General features: G+C 49.3%; 24 protein-coding genes and 4 pseudogenes. 8 read left to right on the top strand and 20 right to left on the bottom strand.

What is annotated here, in order from left to right; all coding sequences use genetic code 11:
- Positions 1 to 5 precede the first annotated feature (5 nt).
- The 7 genes from LDB27_RS22460 to LDB27_RS22490 form a co-directional block, all read right to left on the bottom strand.
- Positions 6 to 1,499 carry an IS91-like element ISVsa3 family transposase gene (locus LDB27_RS22460; RefSeq protein ID WP_001120888.1) on the bottom strand — a complete coding sequence of 498 codons (1,494 nt, stop codon included), beginning with the start codon at positions 1,497 to 1,499 and terminating at the stop codon, positions 6 to 8.
- 210 nt (positions 1,500 to 1,709) lie between these two features.
- The gene (locus LDB27_RS22465; RefSeq protein WP_000743213.1) at positions 1,710 to 1,934 is read right to left on the bottom strand and encodes a hypothetical protein; all 225 of its coding nucleotides are present in this window, start codon (positions 1,932 to 1,934) and stop codon (positions 1,710 to 1,712) included.
- Positions 1,931 to 2,668, bottom strand: coding sequence for a recombinase family protein (locus tag LDB27_RS22470; RefSeq protein ID WP_001446887.1), 738 nt, complete (start codon positions 2,666 to 2,668; stop codon positions 1,931 to 1,933). Before LDB27_RS22470 ends, LDB27_RS22465 begins: the two co-directional genes overlap by 4 nt.
- Before the next feature lie 485 nt (positions 2,669 to 3,153).
- Positions 3,154 to 3,294: a hypothetical protein gene (locus LDB27_RS22475; RefSeq protein ID WP_001044210.1), complete on the bottom strand. Its 141-nt coding sequence runs from the start codon at positions 3,292 to 3,294 to the stop codon at positions 3,154 to 3,156.
- A gap of 5 nt (positions 3,295 to 3,299) precedes the next feature.
- Positions 3,300 to 4,004 (bottom strand): IS6-like element IS26 family transposase, encoded by a 705-nt coding sequence (locus tag LDB27_RS22480; protein WP_001067855.1) that lies wholly within the window; start codon positions 4,002 to 4,004, stop codon positions 3,300 to 3,302.
- Positions 4,005 to 4,270: 266 nt separating this feature from the next.
- A complete protein-coding gene (locus LDB27_RS22485) occupies positions 4,271 to 5,275 on the bottom strand; it encodes an IS110-like element IS4321 family transposase (RefSeq protein WP_021546935.1) in 1,005 nt (334 codons plus the stop codon).
- 417 nt (positions 5,276 to 5,692) lie between these two features.
- Positions 5,693 to 7,129 (bottom strand): glutathione synthase, encoded by a 1,437-nt coding sequence (locus LDB27_RS22490; RefSeq protein ID WP_000105383.1) that lies wholly within the window; start codon positions 7,127 to 7,129, stop codon positions 5,693 to 5,695.
- A gap of 266 nt (positions 7,130 to 7,395) precedes the next feature.
- Between LDB27_RS22490 and LDB27_RS22495 the strand changes: the two are divergent.
- A pseudogene (locus tag LDB27_RS22495) lies at positions 7,396 to 7,632 on the top strand (IS6 family transposase); the annotation flags it as partial.
- A 264-nt stretch (positions 7,633 to 7,896) separates the two neighbouring features.
- Positions 7,897 to 8,145: a DUF1158 domain-containing protein gene (locus LDB27_RS22500; RefSeq protein ID WP_065809026.1), complete on the top strand. Its 249-nt coding sequence runs from the start codon at positions 7,897 to 7,899 to the stop codon at positions 8,143 to 8,145.
- Between the two features lie 17 nt (positions 8,146 to 8,162).
- Here LDB27_RS22500 and LDB27_RS22505 read toward each other — a convergent pair whose 3' ends face one another.
- Positions 8,163 to 8,504, bottom strand: coding sequence for a RamA family antibiotic efflux transcriptional regulator (locus tag LDB27_RS22505; RefSeq protein WP_004202492.1), 342 nt, complete (start codon positions 8,502 to 8,504; stop codon positions 8,163 to 8,165).
- A 30-nt stretch (positions 8,505 to 8,534) separates the two neighbouring features.
- Positions 8,535 to 8,882, bottom strand: a pseudogene (locus LDB27_RS22510) (MBL fold metallo-hydrolase); the annotation flags it as partial.
- 177 nt (positions 8,883 to 9,059) lie between these two features.
- Here LDB27_RS22510 and LDB27_RS22515 point away from each other — a divergent pair.
- The 3 genes and pseudogenes from LDB27_RS22515 to LDB27_RS22525 form a co-directional block, all read left to right on the top strand.
- A pseudogene (locus LDB27_RS22515) lies at positions 9,060 to 9,356 on the top strand (helix-turn-helix domain-containing protein); the annotation flags it as partial.
- Between the two features lie 676 nt (positions 9,357 to 10,032).
- Complete coding sequence (dqlB, locus tag LDB27_RS22520) at positions 10,033 to 10,128, top strand: DinQ-like type I toxin DqlB (RefSeq protein WP_000609149.1); 96 nt, start codon at positions 10,033 to 10,035, stop codon at positions 10,126 to 10,128.
- Between the two features lie 66 nt (positions 10,129 to 10,194).
- The gene (locus LDB27_RS22525; protein ID WP_000347021.1) at positions 10,195 to 10,374 is read left to right on the top strand and encodes a hypothetical protein; all 180 of its coding nucleotides are present in this window, start codon (positions 10,195 to 10,197) and stop codon (positions 10,372 to 10,374) included.
- A 386-nt stretch (positions 10,375 to 10,760) separates the two neighbouring features.
- Here the strand turns inward: LDB27_RS22525 and LDB27_RS22530 are convergent, their stop codons facing one another.
- The 3 genes and pseudogenes from LDB27_RS22530 to LDB27_RS22540 form a co-directional block, all read right to left on the bottom strand.
- A complete protein-coding gene (locus LDB27_RS22530; protein ID WP_065311127.1) occupies positions 10,761 to 12,662 on the bottom strand; it encodes an AAA family ATPase in 1,902 nt (633 codons plus the stop codon).
- A gap of 105 nt (positions 12,663 to 12,767) precedes the next feature.
- A complete protein-coding gene (locus tag LDB27_RS22535) occupies positions 12,768 to 13,277 on the bottom strand; it encodes a peptidase M14 (RefSeq protein ID WP_065311128.1) in 510 nt (169 codons plus the stop codon).
- 161 nt (positions 13,278 to 13,438) lie between these two features.
- A pseudogene (locus LDB27_RS22540) lies at positions 13,439 to 14,116 on the bottom strand (Tn3 family transposase); the annotation flags it as partial.
- Positions 14,117 to 14,181: 65 nt separating this feature from the next.
- On the opposite strand from LDB27_RS22540, the gene LDB27_RS22545 reads away from it, so the two are divergent.
- Positions 14,182 to 14,886 (top strand): IS6-like element IS26 family transposase, encoded by a 705-nt coding sequence (locus LDB27_RS22545; RefSeq protein WP_001067855.1) that lies wholly within the window; start codon positions 14,182 to 14,184, stop codon positions 14,884 to 14,886.
- Positions 14,887 to 15,061: 175 nt separating this feature from the next.
- Positions 15,062 to 15,877: an aminoglycoside O-phosphotransferase APH(3')-Ia gene (locus LDB27_RS22550; RefSeq protein WP_000018321.1), complete on the top strand. Its 816-nt coding sequence runs from the start codon at positions 15,062 to 15,064 to the stop codon at positions 15,875 to 15,877.
- 293 nt (positions 15,878 to 16,170) lie between these two features.
- Here the strand turns inward: LDB27_RS22550 and LDB27_RS22555 are convergent, their stop codons facing one another.
- Entirely contained in the window at positions 16,171 to 16,875 is a 705-nt protein-coding gene (locus tag LDB27_RS22555) for an IS6-like element IS26 family transposase (protein ID WP_001067855.1), read from the bottom strand.
- Between LDB27_RS22555 and LDB27_RS22560 the strand changes: the two genes are divergently transcribed.
- A complete protein-coding gene (locus LDB27_RS22560; protein WP_065311124.1) occupies positions 16,866 to 17,222 on the top strand; it encodes an H-NS family nucleoid-associated regulatory protein in 357 nt (118 codons plus the stop codon). The genes LDB27_RS22555 and LDB27_RS22560 overlap by 10 nt on opposite strands.
- Before the next feature lie 341 nt (positions 17,223 to 17,563).
- Here the strand turns inward: LDB27_RS22560 and LDB27_RS22565 are convergent, their stop codons facing one another.
- The 7 genes from LDB27_RS22565 to LDB27_RS22595 all read right to left on the bottom strand — a co-directional run bounded on the left by LDB27_RS22565 (position 17,564) and on the right by LDB27_RS22595 (position 21,784).
- Positions 17,564 to 17,767: a hypothetical protein gene (locus LDB27_RS22565; protein ID WP_001194555.1), complete on the bottom strand. Its 204-nt coding sequence runs from the start codon at positions 17,765 to 17,767 to the stop codon at positions 17,564 to 17,566.
- 61 nt (positions 17,768 to 17,828) lie between these two features.
- On the bottom strand, positions 17,829 to 18,686 hold the full coding sequence (locus LDB27_RS22570) for an HNH endonuclease signature motif containing protein (protein ID WP_000784387.1): 858 nt from the start codon (positions 18,684 to 18,686) through the stop codon (positions 17,829 to 17,831).
- Positions 18,687 to 18,701: 15 nt separating this feature from the next.
- Entirely contained in the window at positions 18,702 to 19,010 is a 309-nt protein-coding gene (locus tag LDB27_RS22575; RefSeq protein WP_001224687.1) for a hypothetical protein, read from the bottom strand.
- 548 nt (positions 19,011 to 19,558) lie between these two features.
- The gene (locus LDB27_RS22580) at positions 19,559 to 19,984 is read right to left on the bottom strand and encodes a hypothetical protein (protein ID WP_001043843.1); all 426 of its coding nucleotides are present in this window, start codon (positions 19,982 to 19,984) and stop codon (positions 19,559 to 19,561) included.
- Between the two features lie 253 nt (positions 19,985 to 20,237).
- Positions 20,238 to 21,053, bottom strand: a complete 816-nt coding sequence (locus tag LDB27_RS22585) for an HNH endonuclease signature motif containing protein (protein WP_001572439.1) — start codon at positions 21,051 to 21,053, stop codon at positions 20,238 to 20,240.
- A gap of 12 nt (positions 21,054 to 21,065) precedes the next feature.
- Entirely contained in the window at positions 21,066 to 21,476 is a 411-nt protein-coding gene (locus LDB27_RS22590; protein WP_000985911.1) for a hypothetical protein, read from the bottom strand.
- Positions 21,477 to 21,577: 101 nt separating this feature from the next.
- Positions 21,578 to 21,784, bottom strand: a complete 207-nt coding sequence (locus tag LDB27_RS22595; RefSeq protein WP_000134171.1) for a hypothetical protein — start codon at positions 21,782 to 21,784, stop codon at positions 21,578 to 21,580.
- Positions 21,785 to 21,810 lie beyond the last annotated feature (26 nt).

Raw genomic sequence — 21,810 nt, forward strand, 5'->3', positions numbered from 1 at the left:
GCTCGTCAGTCAAACAGACCCAGGAGCAGCTCAGCCGGTGGCGCCCGGCTTTCGGGTAACGCCCTGGTCCCGCTGGTTTCGGCTTTGTGCTTCAGGTGATCAAGGATCTGCTTGATCACTATAGGGTCTTCAATGCAGGCGATGACTTTCATGGCGCCGCCGCAGCCGCTGCAGGTCTCGATGTCGATATTGAAAACACGCTTGAGCCGTTGCGCCCATGTCATCGACGCTCGCCGTTGTGCTGGTGTTGCCGGTTCATCAGCCACCCTGACCTTGTTGCCCCTGCCCCGTTTTGCCGGCGTGACCAACGCCCGGTGCCGACTGTTGGGTGCGAACACCCCGTGGAAGCGGGTTAGGTTGACTCTGGGCTTCGGTACCAGGGCGGCCAGCCTTGCAATGAAATCCAATGGTTCGAAAATGACGTGCGTGGTGCCGTCCCGGTACGGCGTCTTGAGCTGGTAGCGCACGTTGCCGCCTCGTGTTAACGACAGCCGCTTCTCGGATACCGCCGGGCGGCTGATGTACCGGCACAGCCGTTCGAGCTTCTTGCGTTCATCGGCCCTGGCCGCCACGCCGGCGTGCAGGCTGGACCCGGCTACCTTGCCAATCCCGTCACCGAACGGATCACCACTGGTCGGCAGAGTTTGCAAAGTGAACACCTTTCGCCCCGCCTGTGAACCGACAGCGATACGGTAAGTGATCGAGTGCCCCAGCAGGGGTGTCATCGGGTCGTCATCCACCGCATCCGAGGCCAGATAGCTGTTTTCGACATCCCGTTCCAGCAGGCCTTGCCGTTCCAGATAGCGACCCACCCGGTGGGCGATGGTGTGCGTCAGCTGGGTGAGCTCTGGGCTGGTCGGCGCCTTGACCCAGCGGAAACGCGCTGAGCCGTGGGATTGCTCGACATACACACCGTCGAGAAACAGCATGTGGAAGTGAACATTCAGATTGAGCGCCGATCCAAAACGCTGGATCAGGGTGACCGCGCCCGTCTTGGCCACTTGGTGGGTATGGCCCGCTTTCTTGACCAGGTGCGTGGCAATGACGCGGTAAACGATGCCCAGCACCCACCCCATGATCTCGGGCCGGCTGGCAAACAGGAAACGCAGCTGAAACGGGAAGCTCAACACCCACTGACGCATGGGTTGTTCAGGCAGTACTTCATCAACCAGCAAGGCGGCACTTTCGGCCATCCGCCGCGCCCCACAGCTCGGGCAGAAACCGCGACGCTTACAGCTGAAAGCGACCAGGTGCTCGGCGTGGCAAGACTCGCAGCGAACCCGTAGAAAGCCATGCTCCAGCCGCCCGCATTGGAGAAATTCTTCAAATTCCCGTTGCACATAGCCCGGCAATTCCTTTCCCTGCTCTGCCATAAGCGCAGCGAATGCCGGGTAATACTCGTCAACGATCTGATAGAGAAGGGTTTGCTCGGGTCGGTGGCTCTGGTAACGACCAGTATCCCGATCCCGGCTGGCCGTCCTGGCCGCCACATGAGGCATGTTCCGCGTCCTTGCAATACTGTGTTTACATACAGTCTATCGCTTAGCGGAAAGTTCTTTTACCCTCAGCCGAAATGCCTGCCGTTGCTAGACATTGCCAGCCAGTGCCCGTCACTCCCACTCGATTGTAAACAAGCACACAAAACCCTTTAGTGACAACAATTTGCAAGAACTATCAGGCTCAGTGCCATGAAAAATACCATGACCAGATCATGAGGTTGAACACGGCTTGCGCCGGCAGCGTTCACGCTCCTGGTCGGCGATCTCGCCCGGCTGCAATGCTAGCTCAGCATCGGTCATGCGCTCCAGCACGTCGCGTAGGCGGATGGTGCAAGGAATGGGCGGCAGCTCGAACTCATAGCCGCCGGCGATCATTTCGGCCGCAATCTCCTCGGTGATGAAAAACGGCTCGTCGTCTTGGTTCGGCTTCTTCATGCCCTTTCCTCCTGGCGCTCATCCTGGCCGACAGCGGCCAGGGCATCGGCTTCCGTCAATGCGTCCTCCACGAACGCGCCGTGCTGCTTCGCTTCGGCCTGGCTGACCTCGGCCCATATCCGTTTCACCTGGGCCGCACTGTACCCGGCCAGCTCGGCGGTCTTGTTGATGCTGTAGCCGGACTTGCGCAGCGCGACAACTTGGGCGCGGCGCTTCGGATCAGCACGGCGGCCCTTGTACCGCCCGGCCTGGCGGGCCAACTCAATGCCTTGGCGCTGGCGTTCGCGCCTGTCCTCGTAGTCGTCGCGGGCCATCTGCAAGGCCAGGCGAAAAAGCATGATCTGCACGGCTTCCAGCACGATCTTGGCGACGCCCTGGGCCTCGGCCGCCAGGTCGGATAGATCGACCACGCCAGGGACGGCCAGGCTTGCGCCTTTGGCCTGTATCGAGGCCACCAGGCGCTCGGCCTCGGGCAAAGGTAGGCGGCTGATGCGGTCGATCTTCTCGGCAATGACCACCTCGCCGGGCTGTAGGTCGCCGATCATGCGCAGCAGCTCAGGCCGGTCGGCGCGTGCGCCGGATGCCTTCTCACGGTAGATGCCGGCGACGTAGTAGCCGGCGGCCTTCGCGGCCGTAGTGATCGCCTCTTGGCGTTCCAAGTCCTGCGCGTCGGTGCTGACGCGCAGATAGACCCGCGCCACCATCGGCGCGGCTACTGGCTTCGTCCTGCGCATACTTGCGGGCTCCTTTGGGCATACGCAAAGTGTCCGGTCATGCTACCCCCGGCCAAAAAGGCCGTCATGCGATTTATCTTGGCCGGGTCGTTATTGGCGGGTCTAAATGGCCGCTCCGTGGATCTCATCGCCAGAAATGGCGATGCGAGATCCAGGGCAGGGCGGCCGCCATCGTCAGACCTGGCGATGGTCGACGCCGGCGCGCATCGTCGGATGTGGCGATGCGAGCTCGAGGTCGGTGGCCACCGCCGGCGACCTGGTGCCATCGTCGGCAATGGCGATGCTGCAGCTCGACGTGCGCGGCCTGGTCGTCTCGGCATCGTCGGATGCGGCGATGCTCGAGCGAGGCGAAAAAAAACCGCCTCGGGGTGTCCGAGGCGGCAAGTCTGCATGCGGTTCAGGGAGGAAGAAACCGCGCCGGCGATCAGGGAGGAAAACCGCGCGGCCTGATGTGCAGCTCGGCCACTTTAGCCGGATTTTTCGACTTATCCGATGCGAGCGGCCCGCCGTGGGCGCTGCTCGATCTGCTGTTGCTTTTTCTCGACGTGCTTCTGCTCCTGGTGCTGCTGCTCGTCGCGCGGCACTGTTGCAAAGTTAGCGATGAGGCAGCCTTTTGTCTTATTCAAAGGCCTTACATTTCAAAAACTCTGCTTACCAGGCGCATTTCGCCCAGGGGATCACCATAATAAAATGCTGAGGCCTGGCCTTTGCGTAGTGCACGCATCACCTCAATACCTTTGATGGTGGCGTAAGCCGTCTTCATGGATTTAAATCCCAGCGTGGCGCCGATTATCCGTTTCAGTTTGCCATGATCGCATTCAATCACGTTGTTCCGGTACTTAATCTGTCGGTGTTCAACGTCAGACGGGCACCGGCCTTCGCGTTTGAGCAGAGCAAGCGCGCGACCATAGGCGGGCGCTTTATCCGTGTTGATGAATCGCGGGATCTGCCACTTCTTCACGTTGTTGAGGATTTTACCCAGAAACCGGTATGCAGCTTTGCTGTTACGACGGGAGGAGAGATAAAAATCGACAGTGCGGCCCCGGCTGTCGACGGCCCGGTACAGATACGCCCAGCGGCCATTGACCTTCACGTAGGTTTCATCCATGTGCCACGGGCAAAGATCGGAAGGGTTACGCCAGTACCAGCGCAGCCGTTTTTCCATTTCAGGCGCATAACGCTGAACCCAGCGGTAAATCGTGGAGTGATCGACATTCACTCCGCGTTCAGCCAGCATCTCCTGCAGCTCACGGTAACTGATGCCGTATTTGCAGTACCAGCGTACGGCCCACAGAATGATGTCACGCTGAAAATGCCGGCCTTTGAATGGGTTCATGTGCAGCTCCATCAGCAAAAGGGGATGATAAGTTTATCACCACCGACTATTTGCAACAGTGCCCTTGAATCTATCCGGCGTCTGAATGGGATTTTATTCCCGCGCCTTGATGAGTTCCGCGCCTGATGAACCTCCAGAAAATATACGGCTTCAATGAGCCTTTCCGTTTTACAGGTTCCTCAACAGGCCGGTGGGCCGTTAGTATCATCAATATCAGTATTCGCAAAACCAGATCAGTAATTCTTTAAACCGGTGTATTTCTGCCGTTATGCTACATAAGTTTGCTGTCGTGCCGTTAGGGCCCAGGCTATTCTGGCCAGCTTGTTTGCCAGAGCACAAGTGACGACAAAGTTGCTTTTCCGGCACAGTAAATCCCTGACCCAATCGGCCAATTTGCCAGACTGGTGTTCCAGTTTTTGTATGAATACCCTGGCACATTGAACCAACAAAGTTCGGATCTTTTTATTACCTCGCTTACTAATTCCCAGCAATGTCGTCCTACCTCCCGTGCTGTACTGCCGAGGTACAAGCCCTGTTGCCGCCGCAAAGTCACGGCTGCTGGCGTACTGCTTCCCGTCGCCAATCTCAGTTGAAATAGTACTCGCTGTCAGTGTTCCGACGCAGGGAATGCTCAGCAAGCGCTGTCCAACCTCATCTTCGTCCAACTTTCGTTTCAACTGGGATTCCAAATCTTTAATCTGCTCAACAAGATAGTGATAATGCTGTTGTAATTTCAGCAATAACTGGCTGAGGTAAAGAGGCAAACTACTGTCCTCAAGAATGGTACTCAGTCGGCTAATAACGGCAGCTCCTCGGGGAACGCTAATGCCAAATTCCAGCAGAAAAGCATGCATTTGATTGGTTGTTTTTACCTTATCCTGAACCAGGGATTCACGGACACGATGCAGAGCCCGCATTGCCTGCTGAGATTCCGTTCTGGGCTGCACAAAACGCATAGACGGACGCGATGCAGCTTCACAAATAGCTTCGGCGTCGACAAAGTCGTTTTTATTGCTTTTAACGAACGGGCGGACAAATTGTGGTGATATCAGCTTTGGGGAATGCCCCAACTCTTCCAACTTGCGTGCCATAAAGTGAGAACCGCCACAGGCTTCCATTGCGATGGTTGTAGCGGGGCATGTCGCCAAAAATTCGATCAACTTTGGCCGGGTAAATTTTTTACGGTAAACAGCCTTCCCGCGACGATCCTGGCAATGAATATGGAAAGAGTTTTTACCCAGATCGATACCAATGAGCGCAATGTTTTCCATGATAGTTCTCCGAATGAAAGCCTGTCCTCAGCATAGTACCGGGAAGGAGGGAGTGACCATCTCATTAAATATCCCACGCTAAGACTGTTTGCTGTACAAATTGATGTCGACAGCGCGTAATGACCGTAGTCACAGGAACAGCTAATGGTATTGAAAATTGACCCGTAACTGAAACAGCATCGACCCAGCAGCGATGATGTGAACCTTGAAGAACTTTGGGTGCAGCCTCTTATAGCAGCAGTTTTTGCTGTTGTTCCCTTAATAAGATATGCCCTGTAAATACCCTCATGGCTTCATTTATAATACTATTATTAGCTTACTACGACTCAGTCTAGAAACAGCATCATCTCCACTGGGGCTAAAACACCACTTACCGCATGCTTTCATATAACCAGATTTCAGCCCCCTTGAAAGGGACTAATCGCTGTATACCAGCGAGTCTAAAACACCTTGTCCACTATGGACCCCTCCCTCTGTCGATTCAGCTGATTTGCTACGAATTAGATATCCAGCAAAACTGTGCTCAGCACTGGAGGGATTGTTATCTGTCTGCACGGAGAACATTCCAAGTTCGCTTATCAAATCATTCACCTTATGCAACTCCCCTTTACGCACAATCAAGGTGGGCATAGCTCGGGGCTGAGGGTGTAAACGGCGCATCAGCGACCAGGACTGATATTGTTGTGGAGTGAGTTCCGTCAGTTTTGTCAGGATATCCGCACCAAACAGACAATGCCCCCCGCCTTCACCCTGATTTTTGAGAACCCAGGTTTCCGAAGGAGACTCTTTTGCAAGGTTGATACTATCCGGGCTGATGGGTAACATCTCACCCAGTATCGTTTTTGCTATTTTAGCTTCCTGCAGTGTTAATCCAAATGCGACAAACTCGTCGTAACCCAATTGCGAGAGCAGCATTTGTACTCGCTTGCTGGTCGCCAGTTGCTGGCCAACTGTGGCGTTCACTGCAACCCGGTGCTGCTCAATGAATACTCGGGTCGCCATCAGCGCCTGACAACACTCCTGCTCATCGATATTGAATGCTTCATAATCAGAATACTGATATCCGGCACGTAAGTAGACGGTATCAAGTGGGCCTACACCCTCGAGAATGAGCCTGTTGTCGGCGCCTGTACTCAATTGATTATGCAGTTCACGAAAAGTCCTGCGATGCGTTTCGATTCCTTTTTGCTGGAGGGCGAGCTCAAGCAAGTGTTGATCAAACACATTATTTTCATTCTCCTGCACAATCATCAGGAACCTGGCAGGGCCGGGGTCTCCGAACTCCTGCTTAATTCTGCAAGTTGCCTGACAAATCGCTGCTGATAACCCTTCGATCGCTTGATTGTCGACAAGCGCCCCTGTTGCCTGATTCGATAAATCAGAAAAGACAGCGGGATATTGCCGTTGTAGATAGTGATGCAGATCATGTATCCGCTGACCAAACGGCCCCATTCCTGCAGCTATACCATTGAACTCTATAAGCCTGAACCCATCACGATTATCATCCATAAAGTCGCTACGCATAATGAGTAATGGTAATCGAGGAGCATGCCTTGATGATGAATGGATTTGTTGATGCATGTTCAGGAGGGCTGAAAAGAAGGCATTCCCGGCCTTGATGGGATAAATCGCAGAGTACAAAAAATCATGATCCTCAGAAACTGAATAGATTAATTTGCTGAGTATTCCTGTTGCATTCTTTAAGTACTGATAGGATTTACGGCTGATAGGTGTTGGTGTCAGGGTAAACGGGGTATGCACTGCGGAATACGACGATTCCTTGAAAGCAACACCATGAGTTAAGGCCCATTCGACGGCATCATCCTTGAGCTTCTGAACATCAAGAGTACTCATTTTACGTCCCCTGATTTTACCTGGCATATCATTGGTGGTTGTTACTTGGCTATCAGCCTATAAAATTTGATTGATTACTTCAATAGTTCACGTATAGGAAATTGAAAAACCAGTCGATACCATTGTCCACGCCTTATGCCACGTGAGCCTTTCTGCTTTTCCCACCACTCCGGTGGTTTCCCTCTCTGTATGGTCGATTTTTAGGCACTGTTGCAAATAGTCGGTGGTGATAAACTTATCATCCCCTTTTGCTGATGGAGCTGCACATGAACCCATTCAAAGGCCGGCATTTTCAGCGTGACATCATTCTGTGGGCCGTACGCTGGTACTGCAAATACGGCATCAGTTACCGTGAGCTGCAGGAGATGCTGGCTGAACGCGGAGTGAATGTCGATCACTCCACGATTTACCGCTGGGTTCAGCGTTATGCGCCTGAAATGGAAAAACGGCTGCGCTGGTACTGGCGTAACCCTTCCGATCTTTGCCCGTGGCACATGGATGAAAAGCCAAATCAGCGCCCAAAAGGTCTGCACTTGGATAAGCTGGAAACCTTGAATATTTTTGGTGTGCGCGCCAGCTATATGGCGGCATTTAAGGATTATCTGAAGGAAGAAGGTATCACCCCAAGTGATGAGATCATCGAGCTAGACTTCCCGACTCAGCCAAACCTGCCGACCAAAAAATTAAAGACACTGGCGTTAAAGGATGGCTACAAAGACAACCAAAAGTTGGGGTTTAAGCGTACCCACTATCCTTGGTTGTACGAAATCCCAGCCGAGTTTGACGGTAAGATAAAAACACCCGGGATCCTGCTCCTGGCTCTGCTCTCCTGTCTGCTGTTGCCCGCGCCGTCGCTGGGCCTGACGCTGGCGCAAAAGCTGGTTGAGACATTCCATATGATGGATCTCAACCAGCTTTATACGGTGTTGTTTTGTTTGTGGTTCTTAGCACTGGGCGCCATTGAGTATCTGGTGCTGCGCTGGGTGTGGCGTCGCTGGTTTTCGCTCGAACGCTAAACCAGGAAGGGCGCGCCTCAGTGGGCGCGACTGTGGTTCTCTTTACGGTAGGCGCCCGGCGGCAGATTGAAGGTCCGGGTGAAGACGCGGGTAAAGGTCTGTTGCGAATCGAAGCCATACTTCAGGCAGATATCGTAGACCCGCTGATCGGTGTCACGCAGATCGCGGGCGGCCAGCAGCAGCTTCCTTTCGCGAATATAGCGCCCCAGGCTCTCCCCTTTATACTGTAAAAACAGCCGTTGCAGATGCCATTTCGAATACCCGGCATGGCGAGCGATATCATCAATACGCAGCGGTTGATGCAGGTTGTCATCAATCCACTCGACGATAGTATCAATCACCTGAGCGGAAATCGTCATATGCTCTCTCCTCTGATACTGCACTGGCGCTTAGCGCCACCAGGCGTTAAATGATTGCGTCTTATCGGCGACCCACACCGGCTCGCCCTGCACAGGCGTCAGCAGACGCCAGGCCCTTCCTTCGCTGGCAGCCGCCAGCCGTTGATACGGTTCATCCCAGCTGTGTTTCGCCAAAACGAATCGTCCTGCATGCCCAGGCAGCACCGCGCGAGCGCGCAGGTCGTCGGCGGCCTGAGCTGTTTCATCCGGCATCATGTGAATATATTTCCAGTCCTGGTCATACTGCCCGTTCTCCATGATCGCCAGATCGACCGGACCAAATTCATCGCCTATCGCTTTAAAGTGCGGCCCATAGCCGCTGTCGCCGCTGTAATAAATCCCTAAATTCCACGTGTGTTTTTTATTAGCTTCAAAAATCACTATTTCACGAAGAATTTAGACTGCTTCTCACACATTGTAACATTATTTACAACCACCTTTCAATCATTTTTGATAAATCATTGATTTCATCTTTGCTGCAATGATACTTAATAAACTCTGCAAGTTATCCACAGAGCAGGAAAAGTTCGAAGCATTCTTCTTTCAGATGTTTCTAAACACTGGAAATTGAGAGATTTAGCTGATTATCTTTACATGAGCGAGAGCTTAATAAAGAAAAAGCTATTATTAGAAAACACTTCTTTCAGTAAAATATTACTTGATACTAGGATGTCGCTCGCCATTAAATTGTTAAAGCAAAATCATCCGATAAAATATGTGTCTGAAATGTGTGGGTTTAGTAGTACATCGTACTTTGTATGCCTTTTCAGACAATACTATGAGTGTACACCACGTAAATATCTAAAGCATTAGAGAACACCTGCCTTTACTTCCTTATTTTACCAATAATTTCAGCTAAGAGATTTTGATCTAAATGTTCGTTAATCGTTAAGCTTACTTCTGTACATGCCCTTATATAGATGTTCTGAACGGTGTTATTTCTGACAATGGACTTAAATGTCAGTAACGCCATTACACAGTTGGCCAACGCGAACAGCAGTATTGGTCGCAACAAAAAATGAAAGAAAAATCCCCCAAATGAAGGGAAAAAACGGAAGAACAGTCGAACGACAGGCACAAAAAAACCCGACTGGTAATCGGGCTTTTTCGTGTTTTCCAGTCCTGAGTTGGTGGCTCTGACTGGAGGAAGATACTCTACATCCAACATCCACAATATTATGGCACTAGACACCAGTTGTCTAGTTTGACTTCAGATTGTCTGTCAATGGCCATTTCTTTAAATGAATTTTATGCGTGCATCTGTATAATCTTTGCGTTGGCGCTGTACAGTGTGCCTCCCTTGCTTCTAAACCCTGCGCTATCTGGGTATGAACGAATTAAAGTCCTGGCTGAACAAACAGGTGGTGCTGTGTTCAGTGCTCTGGCAGGAGGAAGGTACTCTACATCCAACAATGTGAGAGAGCCGTTGTGACAGGCGATGTATGAGCAAGCAACGGCGACTTCCTCCAGTATCAACCTGGAGAAACGGATGATTAACCTGTTAATCATCGTTCTCAGGGCTGTGGTCGCCGTTGCAAACGCGCTGATTGCAGTTCTGGAACTGATCCGTCAGTTCATCGACTGATGACTGCGGAAACGTAACTAAGGGCAGGAAGTGCACCGCTTCCTGCCCTTTAACAAAGGAGGATTTATGGATTTTATGAGCATTTTGGGGCGCTGTTTACTTCTTCCTTTCCCTGTTGCGATGTTTGTCGGTTGCCTGTTTCCAGGCATTGATGATCGTTTTACTGGAATGTTCATGAGTTTTATTGTCGGTTGTCTATCGTGGTATATCACCAAGCCAAAACCGCAAAAGGCTGAGGTCGCGTAAGCGGCCTTTTTTACGTCTCTCGTTTAATTCCTCGCCATTCTGTCCAGAAATAGTATTGCGGCTAATCAAGCCAATTCCTACGTCTTTTCGCTGTTGCACGATCTAAAAGAAAATATGGGAAAATTTCATGAAAGTATGGTACTAAAGGGTCTTTAATTCCTTTATCTTGTTCCTTCAACTGCACAGTATCTCGTAAAAACCAACAAGCCGGTTGTTTAAAAAACGCTCTTAGCGTAGGATGTTTTCCATTTTCCAAGTGGAACCCAAGTACGATGCCCGCGAAAAAGACAGCCCTCTTATGAAGAGGGCTGTTATCTGATATAGGCTTGTTATGGTCTCACTCTTGATTAATCAGGTGTATGTGCAACCTTGGTGCACACAATCGATTATGCAGCTTGATGATCTGAAGTGTTACCGGAAGTATCTTCGGTTCGTTTTTTGTTTGTGATGGATTCACTTTTATCTCGCAAGGCTGAGTCTATGACGTTAAACACCTTTTCCCACCGAGAAATCCAACCGCATATAGGTTGAACACGACATTTTTCCAGGAAGAAATTTAATAAGTTAGTTTTTTTATTATCTTGCACTTTGAATGGTTCAATTACATCATCGGCATCAACAGATTTTCCTCCGATAAACCACGACGGATGGGTTTCCATTGCGTCAGAAATGAAATCGTCAGGGAAGAGGCCTTCAATAGCAAAACCACTTCTTACAGAAATATAGTCTTTATTTGACTCAAATCTAATTTGTTTTTTACCAAAGTAGCTTTGTAATCTGGTTCTTTCTTTGACCCCAGCTTCATCACCGTCAAAAACAGATATTACGGGGACATCTTTAGAAATAAACTCGTAGCACCCTTTCAAGAATCCCCCAAGTTGACTGACTCCACCAAACTCATCAACTTTAGCACTCCTCAGAAAAGGCCATCTGTTCTTAAACTCATCATCTTCAGATGTCAATTTCAATATTGATTCTATATATTGTTTGTCGGTGATACCTTCAACGAAAACTGCACTACTTGATATGTTAAAGAAATCAGAAAATCTGACCCCAAGATTTTCTCTTATGCTTGCAACTGCATTAAATCTTTTTTCATGCTTTTTATCTTTTGTAACACCGGCGTCATCTTTATATAACTCAATGATCTTACTTGGCTCATCACTGACAAATGATAAGGAATGAGTTGTAATAAGAACATAAGCAACATCCATCAGTGATTTGAAAATGTGATTACATGACCGGCCTAATGAGGGATGCAAGAAAGACTCAGGCTCCTCAACCATCCAAATCGTTTTCTTACCTAGAGTAAGTTTTCTCTCTGAAATAGATTTAAATGAAGAAAATAAAGATAAGCATTGTAGCCCCATACCTTTACTCGATATCACATTCTCAATAGTATCTTTTATTGAAACCTCAAAGCGACCAAATAACTCATCAAGAGATGGCGGAGCTTTAATAATAAAGCTACAGTCATCTATACCGCTTAGAATCATTTCATTTGTTATCTTTTCAGATACTTCCAACAGTTTATCATGAATCACTTGAACCGATGTTTTCATGGCTGAAGCTACTTCACTCCTAACATATGGAACTAATAGATTATGATATATATCATCAATACTTTTTGACGATGGTATATACACACACTCAAAACTAGAAAGTATTTTTTCTATGAACCTTCTTTCAACAGATGTATACATGGAGGAAGTTACTTCAGGTTTCCTCTTGTAACCTTTAAAGACAGTGTAAAAGTAATTGTTTTTATTAGATATTGTCAGATGTACGGTCACTTCGTTTTGAGGTGACTTTAACCTGGAGTCATCAATCATGTTAAACAGCTGCAAATATCTATCTCTCAAACTTAGCTTTCTGCCTCTTGATTGAGTTGGTTTTGATTCTTGTTGTTTAGAGCTGCCATCATCAAATGAAATAGAATTACTAGGCTCTTCTTGCTCCCCTAAAACACCAAGTTCAATAATCGAGTCATCATCGTCATCATCATCGTCTTGGCTCAAATCCTCAGAGACATCATCTAGCTCACTTTCAGAAAAAGTAAATCTTACAGCAAAACTAGTTTGTCCTTGCTTAACACCATGTGGCTTATCTTTTTCATAGTCATATAAGTCAGGATTAAATTTTCCTTCAAAAAAAACCCTCATAGCTTTTAATAGGTTTGTTTTACCACTGTTGTTTTGCCCAACAATGGTTAATCCATTAAAGTTATCAGAGGATATCTCCCCTGAAATAGACCTATACTGAGAAACTTTAAATGATACTATTTCCATTTTTCTTCCTACGATAGAATATTGCTCGGATTATCGACATTTTTTCCCAAGGCTTTAACTGTCTTTCGCTACTTGGATAAATGGCTCTTCCTCCACTGTTCTGCTTTATTTTCGCCAGAAAGCCCACCATGCATGTTGTTTGTCCTGAAGTGCTGCTTTATCCTGAAGCAATTCAGCACTCACTGCCCCCTGAAGCACAGAAACGGCGTTTCTCGCGGCATTGCGACAGGAATCAATAACCTCTGGTTCGTTGGGCTTTCTGAGCAGGATAAATTGCGATACTTTGGACTGAGTATCAAAAGCATAGATTCGCAATTCAGGGGAGGATGTCAGGCTTACAATATTATGCAACCGCATATAATTGGTGTAGTCCTTGCTACTTGGATCACATGATTCATAAAGATATTTCTGCATTAGCGTTTGCGATGAAGAAAGAAAATCTATATAGCGGTCAGTTTTTTTATCTATATCCCGCAGTCGCTGAGCTATTGCATCTTTTCTTATTTCGTGGCAGTGTGTTAATTTCAGTGTAATCCAGCCACCAACAATGGTGATTAATGCACCCAGCCCAATTTTAACGGCATTATCAGCCACATCTACCCACTCAGTTGCCATCTGTTACGTGTTCTTCCTGTGATGATCATGGTCGCTAGTATAATTCTCCGGCTGACTGGACATACAGCATTTTCTGTCCAAGATTAATAACCTCGAACTGCAACTACAATGCCGCAGATGATGCAAAGGGGGAGCCCGCAGAATTCGGAAAAAATCGTACGCTAAGGTTTTCCGGGCATCCGTAAGGGCCGAAACTTCCCGTCTTCCAGTCTGCGGCTCTGCCGCCAGACGTAATCGCCGGTTAGGTTGATGTGCTCCCAGCCCAGCGGCGACAGGAATTGCAGCAGCTCGCCGTCCACCGGCTTGCCGGCCTCGACCAACCCCTGGGTGGCGCGTTCCAGGTACACCGTGTTCCACAGCACGATAGCCGCCGTCACCAGGTTGAGGCCGCTGGCCCGGTAGCGCTGCTGCTCGAAGCTCCGATCCCTGATTTCCCCAAGGCGGTTGAAGAACACCGCCCTGGCCAGCGAGTTGCGCGCCTCACCTTTGTTCAGGCCGGCATGCACGCGGCGGCGCAGTTCAACACTTTGCAGCCAGTCCAGGATGAACAGCGTGCGCTCGATCCGGCCCAGCTCGCGCAGGGCCACGGCCAGTCCGTTCTGGCGCGGGTAGCTGCCGAGCTTGCGCAGCATCAGCGAGGCGGTGACGGTGCCCTGCTTGATCGAGCTGGCCAGGCGCAGGATGTCGTCCCAGTGGGCACGCACGTGCTTGATGTTCAGGGTGCCGCCGATCAGCGGGCGCAACGTCGGGTAGGCTTGCACGCCCTGCGGCACGTACAGCTTGGTTTCGCCGAGGTCGCGGATGCGCGGCGCGAAGCGGAAGCCTAGCAGGTGCATCAGGGGGCACTGTTGCAAATAGTCGGTGGTGATAAACTTATCATCCCCTTTTGCTGATGGAGCTGCACATGAACCCATTCAAAGGCCGGCATTTTCAGCGTGACATCATTCTGTGGGCCGTACGCTGGTACTGCAAATACGGCATCAGTTACCGTGAGCTGCAGGAGATGCTGGCTGAACGCGGAGTGAATGTCGATCACTCCACGATTTACCGCTGGGTTCAGCGTTATGCGCCTGAAATGGAAAAACGGCTGCGCTGGTACTGGCGTAACCCTTCCGATCTTTGCCCGTGGCACATGGATGAAACCTACGTGAAGGTCAATGGCCGCTGGGCGTATCTGTACCGGGCCGTCGACAGCCGGGGCCGCACTGTCGATTTTTATCTCTCCTCCCGTCGTAACAGCAAAGCTGCATACCGGTTTCTGGGTAAAATCCTCAACAACGTGAAGAAGTGGCAGATCCCGCGATTCATCAACACGGATAAAGCGCCCGCCTATGGTCGCGCGCTTGCTCTGCTCAAACGCGAAGGCCGGTGCCCGTCTGACGTTGAACACCGACAGATTAAGTACCGGAACAACGTGATTGAATGCGATCATGGCAAACTGAAACGGATAATCGGCGCCACGCTGGGATTTAAATCCATGAAGACGGCTTACGCCACCATCAAAGGTATTGAGGTGATGCGTGCACTACGCAAAGGCCAGGCCTCAGCATTTTATTATGGTGATCCCCTGGGCGAAATGCGCCTGGTAAGCAGAGTTTTTGAAATGTAAGGCCTTTGAATAAGACAAAAGGCTGCCTCATCGCTAACTTTGCAACAGTGCCCGATTTATTCAACAAATCCACGTTGTGTCTCAAAATCTCTGATGTTACATTGCACAAGATAAAAATATATCATCATGAACAATAAAACTGTCTGCTTACATAAACAGTAATACAAGGGGTGTTATGAGCCATATTCAACGGGAAACGTCTTGCTCGAGGCCGCGATTAAATTCCAACCTGGATGCTGATTTATATGGGTATAAATGGGCTCGCGATAATGTCGGGCAATCAGGTGCGACAATCTATCGATTGTATGGGAAGCCCGATGCGCCAGAGTTGTTTCTGAAACATGGCAAAGGTAGCGTTGCCAATGATGTTACAGATGAGATGGTCAGACTAAACTGGCTGACGGCATTTATGCCTCTTCCGACCATCAAGCATTTTATCCGTACTCCTGATGATGCATGGTTACTCACCACTGCGCTCCCCGGGAAAACAGCATTCCAGGTATTAGAAGAATATCCTGATTCAGGTGAAAATATTGTTGATGCGCTGGCAGCGTTCCTGCGCCGGTTGCATTCGATTCCTGTTAGTAATTGTCCTTTTAACAGCGATCGCGTATTTCGTCTCGCTCAGGCGCAATCACGAATGAATAACGGTTTGGTTGATGCGAGTGATTTTGATGACGAGCGTAATGGCTGGCCTGTTGAACAAGTCTGGAAAGAAATGCATAAGCTTTTGCCATTCTCACCGGATTCAGTCGTCACTCATGGTGATTTCTCACTTGATAACCTTATTTTTGACGAGGGGAAATTAATAGGTTGTATTGATGTTGGACGAGTCGGAATCGCAGACCGATACCAGGATCTTGCCATCCTATGGAACTGCCTCGGTGAATTTTCTCCTTCATTACAGAAACGGCTTTTTCAAAAATATGGTATTGATAATCCTGATATGAATAAATTGCAGTTTCATTTGATGCTCGATGAGTTTTTCTGATAGTTAGTCTTTGTAGAGACACAAACCTGAAATTCCGGACACCGCGCTTCAGGACATCTCCCTGGACGCCGATATCTGGCAGTATCCGGACGGTACTATCGAACGCCGGGCCAACGGTACTCCCCTGCCCTTTATGACTGACGACCGGCTATTTCACCCACGCACTTCTCCATGAAATTTAGCATCGTCGCGGTTAATGTCGAAAATTTGCCACCTGACGTGGTTGGCATCGAGGGTGAAAGGCACTGTTGCAAAGTTAGCGATGAGGCAGCCTTTTGTCTTATTCAAAGGCCTTACATTTCAAAAACTCTGCTTACCAGGCGCATTTCGCCCAGGGGATCACCATAATAAAATGCTGAGGCCTGGCCTTTGCGTAGTGCACGCATCACCTCAATACCTTTGATGGTGGCGTAAGCCGTCTTCATGGATTTAAATCCCAGCGTGGCGCCGATTATCCGTTTCAGTTTGCCATGATCGCATTCAATCACGTTGTTCCGGTACTTAATCTGTCGGTGTTCAACGTCAGACGGGCACCGGCCTTCGCGTTTGAGCAGAGCAAGCGCGCGACCATAGGCGGGCGCTTTATCCGTGTTGATGAATCGCGGGATCTGCCACTTCTTCACGTTGTTGAGGATTTTACCCAGAAACCGGTATGCAGCTTTGCTGTTACGACGGGAGGAGAGATAAAAATCGACAGTGCGGCCCCGGCTGTCGACGGCCCGGTACAGATACGCCCAGCGGCCATTGACCTTCACGTAGGTTTCATCCATGTGCCACGGGCAAAGATCGGAAGGGTTACGCCAGTACCAGCGCAGCCGTTTTTCCATTTCAGGCGCATAACGCTGAACCCAGCGGTAAATCGTGGAGTGATCGACATTCACTCCGCGTTCAGCCAGCATCTCCTGCAGCTCACGGTAACTGATGCCGTATTTGCAGTACCAGCGTACGGCCCACAGAATGATGTCACGCTGAAAATGCCGGCCTTTGAATGGGTTCATGTGCAGCTCCATCAGCAAAAGGGGATGATAAGTTTATCACCACCGACTATTTGCAACAGTGCCGTCAGGAAGAATCATCCAAAGCTGCCGAACTGCAAGCTCGTCAGGAGAAACTTGACGCCCTGCGTAAGTTAATGGAAGAAGATGGTATCAACCCGGAAGAGCTGCTTGGCTCATTCCAGGCCAAATCTACGGCTACCAAGAAAAGCCGTGGACCACGCCCGGCCAAATACTCATTTACTGATGAAAATGGCGAAACAAAAACGTGGACTGGACAGGGCCGTACCCCCAAAGCTCTGGCAGAACAAATTGCAGCCGGTAAAAGTCTTGATGATTTCCTGATCTAACTTTTGCCACCAGTTTTGATAGAGGCCACTTCGGTGGCCTTTTCTCATACGGAATCAATTTCAGGTACAGAACATATGAAAAATTCAGAACCTAAGAGCTGTGATCCCTATGTGGACAGTTTGATTAGAAATGCAGATGCAAAGGAAGCCAGGGCATTTCTCAAAATATTGAAGCCCTTACCATTCCTTATCGTTATCATCGCTGTATTCTTTTTTTGGGTATCGTTTTCCCGTTTATTATCCCAGGTCGCGTAAAACCTTTTTAAAGACTCTTCTTTACCAGATATGCTCCCTCACCGGGATGGTTTCAACCTCTTCAGTTTCCCATATTGGCAAAACCGTCAGGAAATAAGACGATACCCTCCACGCTTTCCATTAAAGCGGGATGACGACGCCCAGTTCTTACGACCAGACTCCACGTTTTCGATAAGGATGCCTTTGGGCCCTTCTAACGAGGCCACCTCAACAACCCGCACTTTCCGGATCAGTCTTGGATCCACTTCTTCCCAGATCTGGCCAACTGTAATTTCTTTTTGGGTTTGCATTTAATCTCTCGCTGTCATTTAGTGAACAAGACTAATCCTCGCCGTGGTTCAGCTTATGGCTTTATTTACGCTGACGATCCTTAGCCTTAAATTTTTGCCATCGTATCCGAAGGTTTTCGATGTTAACCGGAACCTGCATGCGTGTCGTCTCTATCTCATTCCCATGCCATTTCAGGAGATCATCATCCAACTCCCGGGCCTCCCGGCTGAAGTAAATTTTCATAGTGTCAGGGTTTATGGCGCAATGGTCATTGTCGAACAGTGTATGGATATCACGGCGAAGTAAAATTCCGTTCGTTACGTCGGGAATGCCTTCTTCATGACGTGGCGTTAAGTGCGCGGCCTCAGTACGCCAGGGGGACCTTACGCCGGTGACAACACATCGCCCGTAGCAATTCAACCTAACATCCCGGGCGAAAGGACCTTGGTCAGGACTGGTGACAGAAGTACATTCCTGGCCCTCTTTGTAGATACGCTTCGGGAAGTCGATAGTGGTTTGAGCTGTTTGGGAAAGTGACACATACGTAACCCCTTTGTATCTCTTTATCCCACCATTAAAAGTGGTAGGAATCGAGCTGGTTATGGCCACCAGTTTCACATCGCCCATTTCGACGATCTTAAGGCTCTTATTAGCGGCTACATGTAACTGGATGAATTTACCTACGTACACATCATGGTTCTCATCTTGTCTTTCAACACACAGAACGACATGGTCGAAGGTTCTCTTGTCAGAGATTACCCAGTTGCCGGTTTTCACACGGCCTGCTTCACTCACCCCTGCGGTAAGATCGGGTATGAGCGTCCCCTGCATGCCGTCAGTTCGAATTGAAAGAATTTCACCCGATAAACCCAGCTCTGCAAGCTCACTAATAAACGGTCTTTTCATCCGGCTTACCGGTTTTGGCTTCGTCATTTTCATCTTTGCTGTAGCACCTCAGTACCCCATTGCTCGTTCCTGGCGGGACAGCCGTTCATCAGCAGCCTGAAGACGCTCATCACGCCGCCGTGCTGCCAGAACCCGTCGTTCTGAAAAAGACATAGCCGCTACGTTTGGTACGCTGAGCTTACCGTCACCGGCACAAACGTTACAGCGAACATCAAATGCTCCGGCAAAATACTTTTCACGCATTTCTGGCTCCCACTCAGCCATTTCTGATTGGGTGAATCCATTTTCAAAGGCCGGGTTTTCCATGGTCCCGTGGCCTTCGCACTGGTGACAGATTATGTACTTAAATTTGCGCATGTAACGCTCCTGTATATGATGGATGAACCACTCTCGTTCAGGGTTATGGCGAAATGTTTATCGCCGCAGCGAGAGATTCAGTCTTGCTATCAATATTCCTGAAGGTTGTCCGCCTGATTTCAGGGTAAGCATTCATTCACTGGCCGGTTCTACCTTATTATTCATACAGATTAAAGTAGTTGTGCCTGCTACTGCGGTCACCTTCCTTGACAAAGTAAGCAAAGTTTGAAAAATTTAACACCGACGAAAGGCCATACCTTCGTTAGTGTGCGAAAGCCGCTTGCGAGCGACGGAATAGGTGAAAGCTTTAGTCAGGGTTAATTACCCTGTCTGCGGTGATGGGATGGCTCAGGCGTATATCATCACTCCTTCCAAAGTCCGTACACACTCTTTCAGCCTTTGCAGAAATGCAGGGGCTGTTTCATATCAGACAAGCGCAATGAAATTTTCAAATGCTTTCCAAAAATTCAAAGGCCTTAAGCTTTATCTGTATCTTACGGTCCCCGCACGGAAAGTAACTTTCCTGAACAGAAACCGCCTTGCCAGCCTTAACTTTCTAAACGGTTAAAGTTACACCAGGCTGTAAATGGTGAAACAGTTTTTGAAGCCCATGAAACACCGCTGTCGGAAAGATAACTAGCCCCAAGACGTCTAACTTCTTTTTGATGTAGAGCTAATTCTTTCGGATCGGCAATATCTTCCACCACGCTCATCATGGCCATCTGAACTCCGGGAGATGCCATTTTATAAGCTGTCGAGCTTGCAACTGAATTTTTCAGGATTGCCACTCTTTCTTTTTCTGGTCGTCCATTGTCAGACGTATTCGCATAAGTTGTACCGGCAATCAACAACGGAAGGCTGGCATTGGCACAGAAATGCATAACGCGTTTTTGCTGGAGCTGTAATTCAGTGGCTGCAAATGCTTTACCACATCCGAGGATTCCCAGAATCATAATTAAAGCTGTTTTATTCATAAAATTAAAACCGTCCTTTTTAGCTCTTTAACTGTTGCGGTTATCTCGGTGTGGATATTTCTGAAGTGTATGATACCCACTTACCTGAGACTGCCAGTATACTGGCTCAGGTATTAAACCTAAGAGGTCTGGTGCACCGGTTTTAACCTTTTCATTTCGCTTTTATCTTGTGCCAGGCTCTTGAGTCAGAATTTAAAGGTTTGTGGCATGCAGGTTTTACTGCCAGGTTTAGGCACAACCTGGCTGTCACCCTTCATTGGTCCTGAGCAAGGCCCTGGTATTCTGCCCAGCGTACGGCCAGCCGCTCTAAGTCCAGATCGTACACCAGCGGTGTGATTTTACGGCCTTCAAACAGCTCGCCCACCTCAATGCCTGGCTTAAAATGAACGGTCAGGGTGGCCGGATCTATGCCCATAAGATCGGCATCAAACAGCGCATGCATTGTTGGAGTCATCAGGATGCCATTAGACGGATTGTACCGGGTTCCATGTTCAATGTGTGCCGCATCCAGGACACCTCCATTAACCCAACCGGTTACCGCACAACGGCCTGCGAAATTCTCGATGAGCAGAGCTTTGAATTTACCCTGTGCCACGCCACTACGTTGCGTCACTACGCGCTCGCAGTGCTCACCCTGGATATCTACGTCAGGTTTCCGAATTGGCTCGCTGGTGGCCGTCTCAGCTTGTTTTAGGGTGGAACGTGGATAGGCCAGGTTATATGCTGCGCCTGTGGTCATTTGCTCGATGACCGCAGGCGCATAACCTTCTGCTTCCAGCTTACGATATGCAGCCCGGTAGTCTCTTTGGGTTTTCAGCGGGTAAATCTTCCCGCCTTTACCATCGAAAGCGATAAACCAGAAATCGTCCGTGCCAGTTTCAAGATTTCTGCAACGTTTCAGATGCCATCCGCCTTCTCTCGCCCAGATGGTACGGTTATTTCTGGCATTCGTTTTGTCATACCCGTGCTCGTCAAGCCAGCTATCAAAGCTGGTCAGCCCCAGGTCCTGAACCTCCAGAGAAGGTACACGAATGACCTGCAAGGTATGGCGTGGTCTTGGCTCTCTCATCTTGATCTCTTCCTAGCGCTGGTCTGGGAAATACGGATATTGCGGGCCATATTCATAATCATGCGGGCCTGGCTCAACTTCCCAGAATGGACGGCCGCTAATTGTCTTTGGACCGCGCTCGTTTACGATGTCTTCTACATCCTGAATATTAAATGGCATCGTTGCCAGTAACAGCTGATCTTCGGGTGTCAGCGTCACAGTTGCACCGTCGATACGGCTGTAAAGGTCGGCAAACTGTTTACCTGCACCGTGCAACCGGTGCTCCGCTACACTTCTGATTGCGTGTAAGTCCAGCTCCGCCGCTTCCATGCGATCCACGTATAGTTTCATTTCTTTACGCAAAGCGCTCAGCTCACGGGTTTTAATAAATCCGTAGGCGTACCCACCCAGGGCGATAACTGCAATGATTGCTAAAATAGCCATTTATTTTCTCTTACGTTACTGCGGCCGCCGCTTTAGTCTTAATGTGAAGCCTGGGAATTCGCTGAATGAAGAATACGTTTTCACCCCCAGACCGACAGCTGTTAAGGCGCGATCCCAACACTCCATTTGTAAGTATCAGGCCCATCTTCTCCGCTGGTGGCATCAGCTACAATCTGTGCATAACGTTCTCCAGCAAGTTCTCTTACCATCTGATCCACGACCCATTGCAGATGATGCATTTCATCGGTTCCGCCGTAACGACAAGCCAACTCAATAGCCCGCTCTATTCTTTTTTGTTCTTCAGTCATACTGAATCCTCACGCTTACATCAGCT

This window comes from Salmonella sp. JXY0409-18 (genome assembly GCF_020268625.1).
GTDB lineage: Bacteria > Pseudomonadota > Gammaproteobacteria > Enterobacterales > Enterobacteriaceae > Salmonella > Salmonella enterica.

What these genes read in the sequence shown, in the direction of transcription:
- LDB27_RS22565 (WP_001194555.1), bottom strand. Translation starts at nt 17,767, where the DNA reads ATGCAAACCCAAAAAGAAATTACAGTTGGCCAGATCTGGGAAGAAGTG.
- LDB27_RS22545 (WP_001067855.1), top strand. Translation starts at nt 14,182, where the DNA reads ATGAACCCATTCAAAGGCCGGCATTTTCAGCGTGACATCATTCTGTGG.
- dqlB (WP_000609149.1), top strand. Translation starts at nt 10,033, where the DNA reads ATGATTAACCTGTTAATCATCGTTCTCAGGGCTGTGGTCGCCGTTGCA.
- LDB27_RS22530 (WP_065311127.1), bottom strand. Translation starts at nt 12,662, where the DNA reads ATGGAAATAGTATCATTTAAAGTTTCTCAGTATAGGTCTATTTCAGGG.
- LDB27_RS22570 (WP_000784387.1), bottom strand. Translation starts at nt 18,686, where the DNA reads ATGAAAATGACGAAGCCAAAACCGGTAAGCCGGATGAAAAGACCGTTT.
- LDB27_RS22550 (WP_000018321.1), top strand. Translation starts at nt 15,062, where the DNA reads ATGAGCCATATTCAACGGGAAACGTCTTGCTCGAGGCCGCGATTAAAT.
- LDB27_RS22505 (WP_004202492.1), bottom strand. Translation starts at nt 8,504, where the DNA reads ATGACGATTTCCGCTCAGGTGATTGATACTATCGTCGAGTGGATTGAT.
- LDB27_RS22485 (WP_021546935.1), bottom strand. Translation starts at nt 5,275, where the DNA reads ATGGAAAACATTGCGCTCATTGGTATCGATCTGGGTAAAAACTCTTTC.
- LDB27_RS22490 (WP_000105383.1), bottom strand. Translation starts at nt 7,129, where the DNA reads ATGAGTACTCTTGATGTTCAGAAGCTCAAGGATGATGCCGTCGAATGG.
- LDB27_RS22525 (WP_000347021.1), top strand. Translation starts at nt 10,195, where the DNA reads ATGGATTTTATGAGCATTTTGGGGCGCTGTTTACTTCTTCCTTTCCCT.
- LDB27_RS22535 (WP_065311128.1), bottom strand. Translation starts at nt 13,277, where the DNA reads ATGGCAACTGAGTGGGTAGATGTGGCTGATAATGCCGTTAAAATTGGG.
- LDB27_RS22560 (WP_065311124.1), top strand. Translation starts at nt 16,866, where the DNA reads ATGGGTTCATGTGCAGCTCCATCAGCAAAAGGGGATGATAAGTTTATC.
- LDB27_RS22580 (WP_001043843.1), bottom strand. Translation starts at nt 19,984, where the DNA reads ATGAATAAAACAGCTTTAATTATGATTCTGGGAATCCTCGGATGTGGT.
- LDB27_RS22575 (WP_001224687.1), bottom strand. Translation starts at nt 19,010, where the DNA reads ATGCGCAAATTTAAGTACATAATCTGTCACCAGTGCGAAGGCCACGGG.
- LDB27_RS22595 (WP_000134171.1), bottom strand. Translation starts at nt 21,784, where the DNA reads ATGACTGAAGAACAAAAAAGAATAGAGCGGGCTATTGAGTTGGCTTGT.
- LDB27_RS22460 (WP_001120888.1), bottom strand. Translation starts at nt 1,499, where the DNA reads ATGCCTCATGTGGCGGCCAGGACGGCCAGCCGGGATCGGGATACTGGT.
- LDB27_RS22555 (WP_001067855.1), bottom strand. Translation starts at nt 16,875, where the DNA reads ATGAACCCATTCAAAGGCCGGCATTTTCAGCGTGACATCATTCTGTGG.
- LDB27_RS22480 (WP_001067855.1), bottom strand. Translation starts at nt 4,004, where the DNA reads ATGAACCCATTCAAAGGCCGGCATTTTCAGCGTGACATCATTCTGTGG.
- LDB27_RS22585 (WP_001572439.1), bottom strand. Translation starts at nt 21,053, where the DNA reads ATGAGAGAGCCAAGACCACGCCATACCTTGCAGGTCATTCGTGTACCT.
- LDB27_RS22470 (WP_001446887.1), bottom strand. Translation starts at nt 2,668, where the DNA reads ATGCGCAGGACGAAGCCAGTAGCCGCGCCGATGGTGGCGCGGGTCTAT.
- LDB27_RS22590 (WP_000985911.1), bottom strand. Translation starts at nt 21,476, where the DNA reads ATGGCTATTTTAGCAATCATTGCAGTTATCGCCCTGGGTGGGTACGCC.
- LDB27_RS22465 (WP_000743213.1), bottom strand. Translation starts at nt 1,934, where the DNA reads ATGAAGAAGCCGAACCAAGACGACGAGCCGTTTTTCATCACCGAGGAG.